Here is a 14,295-nt window from a genome sequence, read left to right as displayed (position 1 = left end):
TGGCGAGTTGTCCGCCCCGCCCGTGGACTCCATCAACTAGAACTGGTATCAGTTCTGAAGCAGTGTCAGGCAGGGTCGGGCAGGGTCGGGAAGCGCCCCGCGGGAGGCAGTCAGCCATGACGGAGCTTGTGGAACACGGACAGCTGTTCATCGGCGGGGAGTTGGTGGACCCGCTGGGCAAGGACGTCATCGACGTCGTCTCCCCGCACACCGGGCAGGTCTTCGCCCGCGTGCCGCACGCGGCCCCTGCCGATGTGGACCGCGCCGTCGCCACCGCGCGCAAGGCGTTCGACGAGGGCCCCTGGCCCCGGATGACGCTGGACGAGCGGATCGAGGTCGTCACCAGGATCAAGGACGGCTTCGCGGTACGCCACGAGGAGATCGCCCGCGTCATCAGCTCCGAGAACGGCACCCCGTACACCTCCGGCGTGCTGGTGCAGGCCCTCGCCGCGATGATGGTCTGGGACGCGGCGCTCACGGTCGCCCGCGACTTCTGCTACGAGGAGAGCCGCGAGGGAATCCTCGGGAAACTCCTCGTCCGCCGCGAGCCGATGGGCGTCGTCGCGGCCGTCGTCCCCTGGAACGTCCCGCAGTTCACCGCCGCCGCCAAACTCGCCCCCGCGCTGCTCGCCGGCTGCCCGGTCGTCCTGAAGACCTCGCCCGAGGCGCCGCTCGACGCCTACGTCCTCGCGGAGATCGCCGCGGAGGCGGGCCTCCCGGAGGGCGTGCTCTCGATCATCTCCGCCGACCGCGAGGTCAGCGAGTACCTGGTCGGCCACCCCGGTGTCGACAAGGTCTCCTTCACCGGATCCGTCGCCGCGGGCAAGCGCGTCATGGAGGTCGCGGCCCGCAACCTCACCCGCGTCACCCTGGAGCTGGGCGGCAAGTCCGCCGCGGTGATCCTGCCCGACGCCGACGCGGCGAGCGCGGTCGCCGGGATCGTGCCGTTCGCCTGGATGATCAACGGTCAGGCGTGCGTGGCCCAGACCCGCATCCTCGTGCCGCGCACCCGTTACGACGAGTTCGCCGAGGCCTTCTCCGCTGCGGCCCGCGCGCTGAAGATCGGCGACCCCCTCGACCCCGCCACCGAACTCGGCCCGCTCGTCGCGAAGCGCCAGCAGCAGCGCTCCCTCGACTACATCCGCATCGGCCAGGAGGAGGGCGCCAAGATCCTCGCGGGCGGCGGCCGCCCGCCCGGACTCGACCAGGGCTGGTACGTCGAGCCGACCCTCCTCGGCGGCGTCGACAACGCGATGCGCGTCGCCCGCGAGGAGATCTTCGGGCCCGTCGTCTGCCTGCTGCCGTACGGCGACGAGAGCGAGGCGGTGAACATCGCCAACGACTCCGACTACGGACTCAGCGGCAGCGTCTGGACCGCCGACGTCGAGCGAGGCATCGACATCGCGCGCCGCGTGCGCACGGGAACGTACTCCGTGAACACCTTCAGCCTCGACATGCTCGGGCCCTTCGGCGGCTACAAGAACTCGGGCATGGGGCGGGAGTTCGGGCCCGAGGGGTACGGCGAGTACTTCGAGCACAAGATGATCCACCTGCCCGCCGGCTATGAGGGGAGCGGTGCCTGATGGGCGACCGCTGGCACGTCGAGGTCGACCGGTCGGTCTGCATCGGCTCGGGAATGTGCGCGGTCACCGCACCCGGCGGGTTCACTCTGGACGCCGCCCGGCAGTCCCACCCCACCACCCCCGAGGGCGACGCCGACGAACAGGTCCTGGAGGCCGCCGAGGGCTGCCCGGTCGAGGCGATCACCATCACGCTCGCCGACAGCGGGGAGGTCGTCTTCCCACCGGAGGACTGACCCGGGAGGGATGCCCCAGGAGGACTGACCCGGCGCCCGCGAGGGCTATCCGCGAGGCTCGGCCGTCAGGTCGATGAGGCGGCACACCGTCTCGATGTCGATCTTCACCTGGGCGATCGAGGCCCGCCCCGAGAGCCAGGTGATCAGCGCCGAGTGCCAGGTGTGCTCGATGACCCGCACCGCGGAGAGCTGGCGCGCGCTCGGCGGCTGCTCCAGGCCCATCGCGTCCAGGATGATCGCCGTCGTCAGACGCGAGACCGTGTCGACCTCGGGGCTCACCGAGCGGTCGGCGAAGGTCAGGGCCCGCACCATCGCGTCCGCCAGGTGCGGCTCGCGCTGGAGGGCACGGAAGGCCCGCATCAGCGTCTCGGCGACCCGCTCGGCGGCCGTCTCACCGGCCGGGGGGCGCTTGCGGATCGTCGTATGCATGTGCTGGAGCTGGTCCTGCATGGTCGCGACCAGCAGATGGACCTTGGAGGGGAAGTAGCGGTAGAGGGTGCCGAGGGCCACGCCCGCCGCCTCGGCGACCTCGCGCATCTGCACCGCGTCGAAACCGCCCCGGCTGGCCAGTTGCGCGCTGGCGTGCAGGATGCGGCGGCGGCGCGCCTCCTGACGCTCGGTGAGGGCCGGCGTCGCAGGGCTCGCCGCCTTGGCTTCCGCTGTCATGTAGATGCCCCTCCGAAACGCCTCGCGCGATCGCACAGCATGGCAGGGAGGCCGTCGTGGCGCGAATCACCTGATCCGGGCCCTACACCTCGCCTACCTGCCGGTAGATTCAAAGCTCGTCCAGCGATCAAGTCTGTAACTTGTTCTAGATTACCGTCCCGGCGTAACCTCGCGGACAACTGCACGGAGAAGGGGGCCGAGAGTGACCGCTGAGGCCATGGAGGCGGGCCCCCGGAAGGGCGCCGACGCCGACGGCGACCGACCGTTGCGCATCGCCCTCCTGACGTACAAGGGGAACCCGTTCTGCGGGGGACAGGGCGTCTACGTCCGTCATCTCTCGCGCGAGCTGGCCCGGCTCGGCCACAGCGTCGAGGTGATCGGCGCCCAGCCCTACCCCGTACTCGACGAGGGCGAGGGCCTGGAGGGCCTCAGGCTCACCGAGCTGCCGAGCCTGGACCTCTACCGCTCGCCGGACCCCTTCCGCACGCCCGGCCGAGACGAGTACCGGGACTGGGTCGACGCCCTCGAAGTGGCGACCATGTGGACCGGCGGCTTCCCCGAGCCCGCCACGTTCAGCCTGCGCGCCCGGCGCCATCTGCGGGCGCGGCGCGGCGAGTTCGACGTCATCCACGACAACCAGACGCTCGGGTACGGCCTGTTGGGCGACCTCGGCGCCCCCCTGGTCACCACGATCCACCACCCCATCACCGTCGACCGGCGCCTGGAGCTGGACGCCGCGCCCGACTTCAAGCGCCGCATGTCCGTCCGCCGCTGGTACGCGTTCACGCGCATGCAAAAGCGCGTGGCGCGCCGCCTCCCGTCGGTCCTGACCGTCTCCGGCACATCCCGCCAGGAGATCATCGACCACCTCGGGGTGCGCGAGGACCGTATCGACGTCGTCCACATCGGCGCCGACACCGGCCTCTTCTCGCCGGACCCCGCCGTGCCCGAGGTGCCGGGCCGGATCGTGACGACGTCCAGCGCCGACGTACCGCTCAAGGGCCTGGTCCACCTCGTCGAGGCGCTGGCCAAGGTGCGCACCGAGTACCCGGGCGCCCATCTCGTCGTCGTCGGCAAGCGCGCCGAGGACGGGCCCGTCGCGCAGGCCATCGAGCGCTACGGCCTCGAAGGCTCCGTCGAGTTCGTCAAGGGCATCACCGACGCCGAGCTGGTCGACCTCGTCCGCTCGGCGCAGATCGCCTGCGTCCCCTCGCTGTACGAAGGGTTCTCCCTGCCCGCCGCGGAGGCGATGGCCACCGGCACGCCGCTCCTCGCCACCACCGGCGGAGCCATCCCGGAGGTCGCGGGCCCCGACGGCGAGACCTGCCTCGCGGTGCCCCCGGGCGACGCGGGCGCGCTGGCGCTCGGCCTCAAGCGGCTGCTCGGCGACCGCGAGCTGCGGGCCCGCCTCGGCCACGCCGGCCGTGAGCGGGTGCTGAGGAAGTTCACCTGGGCGCAGGCCGCCAAGGGAACCGCGGAACGCTACCGCGAGGCCATGAGCCGCCCCGCCGCCACGAACCCCGGCCGCCCCGCGGCCACTCCGACGTACTCCGGGAGCCCTCGCTGATGCTGACCGTCGACTTCACCCGCTTCCCGCTCGCCGCGGGCGACCGCGTCCTCGATCTGGGGTGCGGCGCGGGCCGGCACGCCTTCGAGTGCTACCGGCGCGGCGCTCAGGTGGTGGCCCTCGACCAGAACGGCGAGGAGATCCGCGAGGTCGCCAAGTGGTTCGCCGCGATGAAGGAGGCGGGCGAGGCACCGGCGGGGGCGACGGCCACCGCCATGGAGGGCGACGCGCTCAACCTGCCCTTCCCCGACGAGTCGTTCGACGTCGTGATCATCTCCGAGGTCATGGAGCACATCCCCGACGACAAGGGCGTCCTCGCCGAGATGGTGCGGGTACTCAAGCCGGGCGGGCGCATCGCGGTGACCGTCCCGCGCTACGGCCCGGAGAAGGTCTGCTGGGCCCTCTCCGACGCCTACCACGAGGTCGAGGGCGGCCACATCCGCATCTACAAGGCCGACGAACTCCTCGCCAGGATGCGGGAGTCGGGCCTCAAGCCGTACGGCACGCACCACGCCCACGCGCTGCACGCCCCGTACTGGTGGCTGAAGTGCGCCTTCGGCGTCGACAACGACAAGGCGCTGCCGGTGCGCGCTTACCACAAGCTCCTCGTCTGGGACATCATGAAGAAGCCGCTGGCGACCCGGCTCGCCGAGCAGCTGCTCAACCCCGTCGTCGGCAAGAGCTTCGTGGCGTACGCGACCAAGCCGCACCTCCCCAAGGCCGCGGCCGGTGCCGACGCCGCCGCGGTGGCCGCCAAGTGACGAGCCCGGAGCGTACCGAACACCTCGTCCTGCCCGGCGTCCTGACGGCCGATCAGGCGACGGCGACCGTACGGGGCATCCTCGCCGTCCAGCGCGAGGACGGCGCCATCCCGTGGTTCCGCGGCCACCACCTCGACCCGTGGGACCACACCGAGGCCGCCATGGCCCTGGACGCGGCGGGCGAGCACGCGGCCGCCGAGCGCGCCTACGACTGGCTGGCCCGCCACCAGAACCCGGACGGCTCCTGGTACGCGGCGTACGCCGACGGCGACCCGCACGACGTCACCGACCACGGCCGCGAGACCAACTTCTGCGCCTATATCGCGGTCGGCGTCTGGCACCACTACCTCGCGACCGGCGACGAGGCGTTCCTCGACCGCATGTGGCCCGTCGTGGTCGCCGCCGTCGAGTTCGTCCTCGGGCTCCAGCAGCCCGGCGGGCAGATCGGCTGGAAGCGCGAGCCCGACGGCACGCCCGTCGCCGACGCGCTGCTCACCGGCTCCTCCTCGATCCATCAGGCGCTGCGCTGCGCCCTGGCCATCGCCGAGCAGCGCGAGGAGCCGCAGCCCGACTGGGAGTTGGCGGCCGGCGCCCTCGCCCACGCGATCCGCCGCCACCCCGAGCGCTTCCTCGACAAGAGCCGCTACTCCATGGACTGGTACTACCCGGTCCTGGGCGGCGCGCTGACCGGCGAGGAGGCCAAGGCCCGTGTGGAGGAGGGCTGGGAGCGCTTCGTGGTGCCGGACCTCGGCGTGCGCTGTGTCGATCCGAACCCCTGGGTCACCGGAGGGGAGAGCGCCGAACTCGCCCTTGCCCTGTGGGTGTTGGGCGAGTCGGACCACGCCCTGAAGATCCTCCAGTCCATCCAGCACCTGCGCGACCCGAAGAGCGGCCTGTACTGGACGGGTTACGTCTTCGACGACAAGGCGATCTGGCCCGAGGAGCTGACCACCTGGACGGCGGGGTCGCTGCTGCTGGCCGTGGCGGCGCTCGGCGGCGATGAGGCGACCTGCGCGGTTTTCTCCGGCGAGCGGCTGCCGGGAGGGCTCGACCCGGAGTGCTGCGGCTGACCTCCGCCGGGGTGCGGGTCGACCTGCGGGTCGGATTGGGCTGGGCGCGCAGTTCCCCGCGCCCCTTCGGGGCGCTTCCCCTCGGGGCGCTTCCTTTGGGGCGCTTCTCAGTAGCGGCGTAGGCGGCCCGCGATCGCGTGGCCTACCAAGAGGTAGACGACCGCCGCGAGGCCGTAGCCCGCCACGACCCTGGCCCACTTCTCGTCGAAGGTGAACAGGTCGTGCGACCAGCCGGCCAGCCACCGGGCCACGTCGTGGATGAACTGGACGAGGTCGTTGGCGCGGTTCGCGTCCAGCAGGTACATCAGGATCCACAGGCCGAGTATGGCGGCCATGATGTCGGCGACGAGCGCGATGACCCGTGCCGCGGTGCTGCCGTGGGAGTGCCGCGTGGGAGACATGGCGGCCGGGTACCGGGGAGCGCCCTGTTCGAAACCCGTTCGGGTCCGCCCCGCTGGCGGCACCGCGCGCCGGGGGTGAGGCTGCCCGGAGGACCGCTCATCTCTGGAGGCCGCTGCCGTGCCAAGCTCCGTACCCGTCCGCCGTGCCGGAGTCTCCCTCGCCCTGTGCTGCACCCTGCTCGTCGGCGGGACGGCCTGCGGCAGTGACGACAGGGAGACCAAGGCCGCCGCGCCCTCGGCGAGCAGCAGCGCCGAGAAGCAGAAGTTCGCCAAGACCAGGTTCGTCGCCAACGCGGGCCTCGCCGCCGGGGCGACGTATCAGTGGATCGTGAAGCCGTTCCGCGCGGGCAAGTTCAAGAAGGGCGCGAACGGCCGGACCCTCGCCCTCGTCAAGGCGGGCCTCGCGGGAGCGTTCACGTACAACAGGCTGAAGGCGGCGACGAAGAACGCGCAGGGCGACCCGGCTCTCGCCAAGGCGGTGGCCCCGCTCACCGCAGGCATCGACGCCCTGAAGGACCTGCCGTCCAAGCTCCGCAAGGGCGAATCGACGGATTCGATCGTCAACTCCTTCGACGGCGTCATCAACTCCGTGAAGGACGCGGGCAAGGGCGCGGGCGCGGAGGTCAAGGACAAGGTGCCGTCGGCCGGGGAGCTGCGCAAGGGGTAGGTATTTCCTAGGAGTTGAGGTCGGCCAGGACGCGGAGGGTGTGCGGGTCCGGTGCCAGTACCAGGAGGTCCGTGACCGGGCCCGCGCGCCACAGCTCAAGGCGCTCCGCGATCCGTTCGCGGGGTCCCACCAGGGAGATCTCGTCCGCGAAGGCGTCGGGGACGGCACGCAGGGCTTCCTCCCTGCGCCCCGCGAGGAACAACTCCTGGACGCGCCGGGCCTCCTCCTCGTATCCCATGCGGGCCATCAGGTCGGCGTGGAAGTTGCGGGTGGAGTGCCCCATGCCGCCGATGTAGAAGCCGAGCATGGCCTTGACGGGCAGCAGGCCCTCGGCGACGTCGTCGCAGACCTTCGCCCGGGCCATCGGGGCGATCGTGAAGCCTTCCCGCAGGTCGCTCAGCGAGGCCTCGTACGCATCCGTGCGCGTCGGCGACCAGTACAGCGGCAGCCAGCCGTCCGCGAGCCGGGCCGTCTGCGCGATGTTCTTGGGCCCCTCCGCGCCGAGCAGGACGGGCAGGTCGGCCCGGAGCGGATGGGTGATCGACTTGAGCGCCTTGCCGAGGCCGGTGCCGTCCGCGCCGCGATAGGGGTGGGTGTGGAAGCGGCCGTCCAGCTCCACCGGGCCCTCGCGGCGCAGCACTTGCCGGATCACCTCGACGTACTCCCGCGTGGCGGTCAGCGGCGACTTCGGGAACGGCCGCCCGTACCAGCCCTCCACCACCTGCGGTCCGGACAGCCCGAGGCCGAGCATCATCCGGCCGCCCGACAGATGGTCGAGCGTGAGGGCGTGCATGGCCGTGGTGACCGGGGAGCGCGCCGCCATCTGCGCGACGGCCGTGCCGAGCCGGATCCGCGAGGTCCGGGCCGCGATCCAGGTCAGCGGGGTGAAGGCGTCCGAGCCCCAGGCCTCGGCCGTCCACACCGAGTCGTAGCCGAGCCGCTCGGCCTCCTGGGCGAGGGCGACGTGCCCGGGGTCGGGGCCGCGTCCCCAGTAGCCGAGTGCGAGCCCGAGCCGCATACGTCCTCCCGTCCCAGGAGTACCTGACGGTACGTCAGCTGAATGCCGGGACTGTACGACAACGGCCCCCCGCCCGGAAGGGCGAGGGGCCGCGAGGTGCCTGTGGGGTCAGCCGCGCTGGATCCCCGTGGTGTCCTGGAGGACGCCGCGACGGCCGTCCTGCGTCTGGGCCACCAGACCCTGGCCGCGCTGCTCGACGGCCAGGTACCAGGTACCGGGCGCCAGTTCGGCGATCGGCGTCGGCGAGCCGTCCTCCGCGTACAGCGGACGCGGCACCGGCACGGCGAACCAGAACGGCGAGAAGTCGCCGGACGCCTGCGGCTGCGCGGGCGGCGGGGTCTGCCCGCCCTGCGGCTGCGGCTGGCCGCCGAAGGACTGCCCCTGCGGCTGGCCGGGCTGGCCGGGCTGGCCGTAGGGAGCACCCGGCTGCGGCTGGCCCGCTCCGGCGCCCGGGTAGCCGTAGCCACCCTGCGGCTGACCGCCGTAGGGCTGCGGGGCGGCCGGACGCGGGGCGCCCATGAGCGGGGCCTTCAGGGCCGGGACGAGCTGCGTGGCGACCGCGCCGGCGGCGAGCACCAGGGCGCCGATCAGGCCGAGGATGAGGCCGACACCGGCGTCGGGGGACTCGCTGTTGCCGAGGCCGGCACCGACGAGATCGATCAGGAAGCCGTACGACTGGTCGGTGTCGAAGATCGCGCCGAGCGAGCTGAGTGCGGAGGCGATGGTGAACGCCACACCGAGCTGGCCGAGGTCGAGACCCGCGACCTTGCGCTGCTGCGGCATCGCGCGGCCCACGACGATGAGCGCCGCACCGATGATGCCCAGCAGATACACGCTGATCAGCAGGTTGCCGTTTTCCCAGGCGTTGGGCAGCTTGTCACTGTCGCCGCCGTCGGGGTCCAGCGTATTGAGGAACGAGGCGATGAAGAGCAACACCGCTGCTCCGATCACCACGCCGTCGCCTCGAGTGAGGGAGCGGAAATTCACTTCAGGTCCTTCGTCAGTCGTCTCGTCAGTGGAGGCGTCGCTGTCGCCGTAGTCGCGTTCGTGTCGCGGTGCGCGAAGCGCGGGGGTGGCCCCTCATCGTAGGGAGGACAATATCGTCCGTACACAGGGGGTGTCTGCTCGGGATAAAGACGTGCACGTGTGAGTTCGAGGACGTGCACGCGCTAGCCCCGCAGGAATCCGCCGATTCCGTTGGAAATGCCCTGCGCCGCCTTCTGCCGCCACTCGCCGCTCTTCAGGAGCGCCGCGTCCTTCGCGTCCCGCATGTTGCCGCACTCGATGAACACCTTGGGGACGGTGGACAGATTGAGGCCGCCGAGGTCGCTGCGGGTGTCCAGGCCCGTGCCGCCGCCCACGTAGTTGGAGGGGGCGCTGCCGGTCGCGCTCACGAAGGCTCCCGCGATGCGCTCGCCCAACTCCTTGGAGGGGCCGACGATCGCGGAGGTGTCCGCCGCGCCGCCCTTCACCTTCGCGGGCAGGATCACGTGGTAGCCGCGGTTGCCCGCGCCCGAGCCGTCCGCGTGGATGGAGACCACCGCGTCCGCGCGGGCTTCGTTGCCGATCCGGGCGCGCTCGTCGACGCACGGGCCCCAGGGCCGGTCGCCGTCCTGGGTGAACTTGACCGTGGCGCCCTGCTGGAGGAGCAGCGTGCGCAGCTTGCGGGCGACGTCCAGAGTGAACTTCGCCTCGGTGTAGCCGTCGTTGGTCGACGTGCCGGTGGTGTCGCACTCCTTGTGGTTCGTCCCGATGTCGACCTTGCGGTTGATCTCGGTGGCGTGCTGGAAGTTGCCCGGGTTGTGGCCGGGGTCGACGACGACGACCTTGCCCTTGAGGGGGCCGTCCGGGGCGGGGTCGGGGACCGACGGCTTCGTACTCGAATCGTTGTCGTCGCCCTTCCCGTCCCCGCCCTTCTTGTCGCCCTTGCCGTCCTTGTCGCCGTGTTTCCCCTCGCCCGATGCCGAGGGGGAGGACGGACCGGCCTCGGAGGGCGTGGTCCGTTCGGCGGACGCGCTCGGGGAGGACGGCAGGGATCTCGCCGCTTCGCCGCCGTCGGGGCCGCTGGTCGACTGATAGACGAGCCAGCCCGCCAGACAGGTCGGCACCAGCGCGGCCACCATCACCGTCAGCGGACGGCCGAGCCCGCGCTTGGGCGGCGGCTGGGAGGGATCGAATTCCGGACCTACGTACGACACGAGGGCGAGCCTATAGGCGAGGTCAGATCCCCGCTCCCGTTCGCCGCAGCACGCGCAGCGAGTCCGCCGCCGAGACCTCGGTGAACGCACCGGACGCCAGGGCCCTGAGATAGACGCGGTACGGCGCCTGGCCGGTCATGATGTCGACCGGGTCGGGGAACACGTCGTGGATGACGAGCAGCCCGCCCTCGGCGACGTGCGGCGCCCAGCCCTCGTAGTCGGCGGTGGCGTGTTCGTCCGTGTGGCCCCCGTCGATGAAGACCAGGCCGAGCGGCCCGCCCCACACCTTCGCCACCTGCGGCGAGCGGCCGACGACCGCGATCACGTGCTCCTCCAGGCCCGCGCGGTGCAGCGTGCGGCGGAAGGCGGGGAGCGTGTCCATCAGACCGACCTCGGGATCGACCGTTCGGGGGTCGTGGTACTCCCAGCCGGGCTGCTGCTCCTCGCTGCCGCGGTGGTGGTCGACGGTGATCGCGCTGACCCCGGCCCGCCGGGCCGCGTCGGCGAGCAGGATCGTGGAGCGCCCGCAGTAGGTGCCGACCTCCAGGAGCGGCAGGCCGAGCGCGGCGGCTTCCGTGGCCGCCGCGTACAGCGCGAGCCCCTCGCCGCGCGGCATGAAGCCCTCGGCGGCCTCGAACGCGGCGAGAATCTCCGGTCGGGGCTCGGTCTTGGGCTCGGCGGCCATGGGGTTCCTCCAGGTCGTACGCGGGTCGTAGGCGCGGGTCGTACGCGGGTTGTACGTGTGCGCGGCTATGGGCGCCCATGATGCACGCCACCCCCGCCACGGGAGTGACGGGGGTGGCGTGGGAGGTCAGGCCTCAGGCCGGTACGTCGCTGCCGTCCGGCGAGCCGGACAGGGCCAGGTCCACCTGGACCGGGCGCTCGTCGCCGTGGTGGGCCGCCGCCGAGGCGAGCGGGGCGTGGCCCGCCGCGGTGGCCGCGAGGACGTAGGAGCCGCCGGCCGGGACGGCGAGGGCGTAGCGGCCCTCGTCGTCGGTGAGGGCCGCGCCCGCCTGCTTGCCGCGATGGTCGATCAGTGTCACCTTCGCGCGGGCCAGCGGGGCGCCGTCCGCGCTGTGCACGCGGCCCCGGAAGGCCGCGAGGGCCCGGGTCGCGCGCTCCAGGTTGGCGTCCTCCTCGCTGCTGGCGCGCAGCTGCGTGGTGGTGGAGCGGCGCGCGGAGGGCAGCAGCAGGGCGAAGAGCAGGCCGATGGCGACCGCGCCCGTGGCGATCAGGAAGGAGACGCGGAAGCCGTGCATGGTCGGCACGGCGACGCCGCCGACGTGGTCCGCGGTGTTGGCGAGGACCATGCCGATCACCGCGGACGACACCGAGGTGCCGATGGAGCGCATCAGGGTGTTGAGGCCGTTGGCCGCGCCCGTCTCGGACGGGTCGACCGAGCCGATGATGAGCGCGGGCAGCGAGGAGTAGGCGAGGCCGATGCCCGCGCCGAGGACCACCGAGATCACGATGGTCTGCCAGGCGGCGCTCATCAGGCCGAGGCCCGCGCCGTAGCCGATCGCGATGATCAGCATGCCGAGGATGAGGGTGGTCTTCGGGCCGTACTTCGCCGAGAGCCGGGCGTAGACGGGCGCGGTGAACATCATCGTCAGGCCGAGCGGCATCACGCACAGACCCGCGACGACCATGGACTGGCCGAGGCCGTAACCGGTGGCGGCCGGCAGCTGGAGCAGCTGCGGCAGGACGAGCGAGACGGCGTAGAAGGCGACGCCGACCATGATCGAGGCGAGGTTGGTGAAGAGCACCGAGCGGCGGGCCGTGGTGCGCAGGTCCACCAGCGGCGCCTGCACGCGCAGCTCCATCACGCCCCACAGGACCAGCACGACGGCCGCGGCGGCGAACAGGCCGAGTGTGGTGCCCGAGGTCCAGCCCCAGTCGCTGCCCTTGGTGATCGGCAGCAGGAAGAGCACGAGCCCCGCGGAGAGGCCGATCGCGCCGAGCACGTCGAAGGTGCCCTGGGCGCGCATCGGGCTCTCCGGTACGAAGGCGACGGTGAGCGCCATCGCGAGGACGCCGAGGCCCGCCGCGCCGAAGAACAGGGCGTGCCAGTCGGCGTGTTGCGCGGTGAGCGCGGCGAGCGGCAGCGCGAGCCCGCCGCCGACGCCGATGGAGGAACTCATCAGTGCCATCGCGGAGCCGAGCTTCTCGCGGGGCAGCTGGTCGCGCATGAGGCCGATGCCGAGCGGGATGGCGCCCATGGCGAAGCCCTGGAGCGCGCGGCCCGCGATCATCACCAGGAGATTGTCGGTGAATCCGCAGATCAGCGATCCGACGACCATGACGGCGAGGCTGGCGAGCAGCATCCTGCGCTTGCCGAAGAGGTCACCGAGGCGGCCCATGATCGGCGTGGAGACGGCACCGGCGAGCAGGGTCGAGGTCATGACCCAGGTGGCGTTCGAGGGCGCGGTGTCCAGCAGGGCCGGCAGGTCCTTGATGACCGGCACGAGCAGGGTCTGCATCACCGCGACGACGATGCCGGAGAAGGCGAGTACGGGGACGACTCCGCGTATGCCGCGTGGATGGGTCGTCGTCATCGACATTGCGTGGGGCCTCCGGGGCGGAACTCGGGCTCGGCGGGAGCGCGGGTGGTCGGCAGGGGTACGTGTAGCTCGAACCGGTTTCCCGGGGCGACTATTCCGATGGATGTCGTACGAGGTGAAGCCTTGACCGTCTATTGACCCGCTCATCACTCCCGGGCGGCGCCCGCCGCCGAGGGCGCCCCGACTCGGCCGGTATCCGACCTACCGTCGGAGTGGAACACGTTCTACTCTGGCGCGGTCCCGGTCAGGTGCCACCGGCCCGGAGGGGCGAGGGGCGAGGGGTGAGGGGTGAGCGCGTCATGAAGAGCTATGTCGTCGGCGTCGGAATGACCAGGTTCGAGAAGCCCGAGACGCGGGAGTGGCAGTACTGGGACATGGCGAAGGAGGCGGGCGGCAAGGCCCTTGACGACGCCGGGATCGCGTACGACCAGGTCGAGCAGGTGCCCGTCGGCTACTGCTTCCAGGCCTCGACGGCCGGGCAGCGCGCCGTCTACGAACTGGGTCTGACCGGCGTCCCCGTCTACAACGTCAACAACAACTGCGCGACCGGCGCGACCGCGCTGATGATGGCGCGGCAGTTCGTCGAGGGCGGCCTGAGCGACTGCGTGCTGGCGCTCGGCTTCGAGAAGATGGCGCGCGGCTCGCTGGGGGGCGGTGGTGGGGGCGCGGGCGGTGGCACGGGTGACTTCGCGGTGTCTCCCGTGGCCCGCCACTACGGGATCATGGCCGCGCGGCACGGCTTCGAGACGACCCCGCCCACCGCGCAGATCTTCGGCAACGCGGCCCGCGAGCACATGGAGAGGTACGGCACGACCGAGGCGCAGCTCGCGGCGGTCGGCGCCAAGAACCACCGGCACTCGGTGAACAACCCGTACGCCCAGTTCCAGGACGCGTACACGGTCGACGAGATCCTCGCGGCCAGGACGGTCCACCGCCCGCTCACCAAGCTCCAGTGCTCCCCGACGTCGGACGGCTCGGCGGCGGCGGTCGTGGTCTCCGAGCGGTTCGTGGAGCGGCACGGCCTCGCGGAGCGGGCCGTGGAGATCGTGGCCCAGGCCATGACCACGGACACCGATGAGTCCTTCGCCTCCGGATCGTGCGTCGACGCGGTCGGCGTGCCGATGTCGCGGCAGGCGGCATGCCAGGTGTACGAGCGGTCGGGGCTCGGCATCGAGGACGTGGACGTCGTCGAGCTGCACGACTGCTTCTCCATCAACGAACTCCTGACGTACGAGGCGCTCGGCATGTGCGCGCCCGGCGAGTCCGGCAAGCTCGTCGAGAGCGGCGCGACGACGTACGGCGGCCGCTGGGTGGTGAACCCCTCCGGCGGCCTCATCTCCAAGGGGCACCCGCTCGGCGCGACCGGCATCGCGCAGATCGCGGAACTGACCTGGCAGCTGCGCGGCGAGGCGGGAGCACGGCAGGTCGAGGGGGCCGGGGTGGGCCTCGCGCACAACATCGGACTGGGCGGGGCGGCGGTGGTGACGCTCCTTCGCCGGTAGTGGTGACGCTTACGGAGTGTCCTGCTTACGGGCTGTTCGACCTAGGTCTGCCGGACGAGGTCAGGAGG

At 71.7% G+C, this 14,295-nt stretch carries 14 protein-coding genes; 7 read left to right on the top strand and 7 right to left on the bottom strand.

Going from position 1 to position 14,295, the window contains the following annotated elements; all coding sequences use genetic code 11:
- Positions 1–116: 116 nt before the first annotated feature.
- Complete coding sequence (locus tag IG54_RS0105050; protein ID WP_030777788.1) at positions 117–1,583, top strand: aldehyde dehydrogenase; 1,467 nt, start codon at positions 117–119, stop codon at positions 1,581–1,583.
- A complete protein-coding gene (locus IG54_RS0105045; protein WP_030777786.1) occupies positions 1,583–1,816 on the top strand; it encodes a ferredoxin in 234 nt (77 codons plus the stop codon). Before IG54_RS0105050 ends, IG54_RS0105045 begins: the two co-directional genes overlap by 1 nt.
- Before the next feature lie 45 nt (positions 1,817–1,861).
- Here IG54_RS0105045 and IG54_RS0105040 read toward each other — a convergent pair whose 3' ends face one another.
- Complete coding sequence (locus IG54_RS0105040) at positions 1,862–2,482, bottom strand: TetR family transcriptional regulator (protein ID WP_030777784.1); 621 nt, start codon at positions 2,480–2,482, stop codon at positions 1,862–1,864.
- A 202-nt stretch (positions 2,483–2,684) separates the two neighbouring features.
- Here IG54_RS0105040 and IG54_RS0105035 point away from each other — a divergent pair, with 202 nt between their 5' ends.
- Genes IG54_RS0105035 through IG54_RS0105025 form a run of 3 tightly spaced genes read left to right on the top strand, consistent with a single transcriptional unit; the run spans position 2,685 to position 5,880 of the window.
- Complete coding sequence (locus IG54_RS0105035; RefSeq protein WP_051819275.1) at positions 2,685–4,049, top strand: glycosyltransferase family 4 protein; 1,365 nt, start codon at positions 2,685–2,687, stop codon at positions 4,047–4,049.
- A complete protein-coding gene (locus IG54_RS0105030; RefSeq protein WP_030777780.1) occupies positions 4,049–4,810 on the top strand; it encodes a class I SAM-dependent methyltransferase in 762 nt (253 codons plus the stop codon). Before IG54_RS0105035 ends, IG54_RS0105030 begins: the two co-directional genes overlap by 1 nt.
- Positions 4,807–5,880, top strand: a complete 1,074-nt coding sequence (locus IG54_RS0105025) for a prenyltransferase/squalene oxidase repeat-containing protein (protein WP_030777778.1) — start codon at positions 4,807–4,809, stop codon at positions 5,878–5,880. The genes IG54_RS0105030 and IG54_RS0105025 overlap by 4 nt, the downstream gene beginning before the upstream one ends.
- 107 nt (positions 5,881–5,987) lie before the next feature.
- Here IG54_RS0105025 and IG54_RS0105020 read toward each other — a convergent pair whose 3' ends face one another.
- Complete coding sequence (locus IG54_RS0105020; protein WP_030777776.1) at positions 5,988–6,281, bottom strand: hypothetical protein; 294 nt, start codon at positions 6,279–6,281, stop codon at positions 5,988–5,990.
- Positions 6,282–6,399: 118 nt separating this feature from the next.
- On the opposite strand from IG54_RS0105020, the gene IG54_RS0105015 reads away from it, so the two are divergent.
- The gene (locus IG54_RS0105015) at positions 6,400–6,948 is read left to right on the top strand and encodes a hypothetical protein (protein ID WP_030777768.1); all 549 of its coding nucleotides are present in this window, start codon (positions 6,400–6,402) and stop codon (positions 6,946–6,948) included.
- 7 nt (positions 6,949–6,955) lie between these two features.
- Here IG54_RS0105015 and IG54_RS0105010 read toward each other — a convergent pair whose 3' ends face one another.
- The 5 genes from IG54_RS0105010 to IG54_RS0104990 form a co-directional block, all read right to left on the bottom strand.
- Complete coding sequence (locus tag IG54_RS0105010) at positions 6,956–7,966, bottom strand: LLM class F420-dependent oxidoreductase (RefSeq protein WP_030777766.1); 1,011 nt, start codon at positions 7,964–7,966, stop codon at positions 6,956–6,958.
- Between the two features lie 108 nt (positions 7,967–8,074).
- Complete coding sequence (locus IG54_RS0105005; RefSeq protein ID WP_030777763.1) at positions 8,075–8,953, bottom strand: hypothetical protein; 879 nt, start codon at positions 8,951–8,953, stop codon at positions 8,075–8,077.
- 182 nt (positions 8,954–9,135) lie between these two features.
- Complete coding sequence (locus tag IG54_RS0105000; RefSeq protein WP_030777761.1) at positions 9,136–10,164, bottom strand: N-acetylmuramoyl-L-alanine amidase; 1,029 nt, start codon at positions 10,162–10,164, stop codon at positions 9,136–9,138.
- A gap of 22 nt (positions 10,165–10,186) precedes the next feature.
- Positions 10,187–10,849, bottom strand: a complete 663-nt coding sequence (locus tag IG54_RS0104995) for a class I SAM-dependent methyltransferase (RefSeq protein ID WP_030777759.1) — start codon at positions 10,847–10,849, stop codon at positions 10,187–10,189.
- A 133-nt stretch (positions 10,850–10,982) separates the two neighbouring features.
- A complete protein-coding gene (locus tag IG54_RS0104990) occupies positions 10,983–12,725 on the bottom strand; it encodes an MFS transporter (protein WP_030777757.1) in 1,743 nt (580 codons plus the stop codon).
- Between the two features lie 299 nt (positions 12,726–13,024).
- Here IG54_RS0104990 and IG54_RS0104985 point away from each other — a divergent pair, with 299 nt between their 5' ends.
- Entirely contained in the window at positions 13,025–14,227 is a 1,203-nt protein-coding gene (locus IG54_RS0104985; RefSeq protein WP_030777755.1) for a lipid-transfer protein, read from the top strand.
- The last annotated feature ends 68 nt before the right edge of the window (positions 14,228–14,295 follow it).

The sequence above is a fragment of the Streptomyces sp. NRRL S-920 genome (assembly GCF_000717945.1).
GTDB classification, from domain to species: domain Bacteria; phylum Actinomycetota; class Actinomycetes; order Streptomycetales; family Streptomycetaceae; genus Streptomyces; species Streptomyces alboniger.
Note: the sequence above shows the minus strand (reverse complement) of the source record. Positions and strands in the feature narration are given on the sequence as shown.

Excerpts from the sequence above, each read along its gene's own strand:
- IG54_RS0105050 (WP_030777788.1), top strand. The coding sequence starts at position 117 with ATGACGGAGCTTGTGGAACACGGACAGCTGTTCATCGGCGGGGAGTTG.
- IG54_RS0105045 (WP_030777786.1), top strand. The coding sequence starts at position 1,583 with ATGGGCGACCGCTGGCACGTCGAGGTCGACCGGTCGGTCTGCATCGGC.
- IG54_RS0105040 (WP_030777784.1), bottom strand. The coding sequence starts at position 2,482 with ATGACAGCGGAAGCCAAGGCGGCGAGCCCTGCGACGCCGGCCCTCACC.
- IG54_RS0105030 (WP_030777780.1), top strand. The coding sequence starts at position 4,049 with ATGCTGACCGTCGACTTCACCCGCTTCCCGCTCGCCGCGGGCGACCGC.
- IG54_RS0105020 (WP_030777776.1), bottom strand. The coding sequence starts at position 6,281 with ATGTCTCCCACGCGGCACTCCCACGGCAGCACCGCGGCACGGGTCATC.
- IG54_RS0105010 (WP_030777766.1), bottom strand. The coding sequence starts at position 7,966 with ATGCGGCTCGGGCTCGCACTCGGCTACTGGGGACGCGGCCCCGACCCC.
- IG54_RS0104995 (WP_030777759.1), bottom strand. The coding sequence starts at position 10,849 with ATGGCCGCCGAGCCCAAGACCGAGCCCCGACCGGAGATTCTCGCCGCG.
- IG54_RS0104990 (WP_030777757.1), bottom strand. The coding sequence starts at position 12,725 with ATGTCGATGACGACGACCCATCCACGCGGCATACGCGGAGTCGTCCCC.
- IG54_RS0104985 (WP_030777755.1), top strand. The coding sequence starts at position 13,025 with ATGAAGAGCTATGTCGTCGGCGTCGGAATGACCAGGTTCGAGAAGCCC.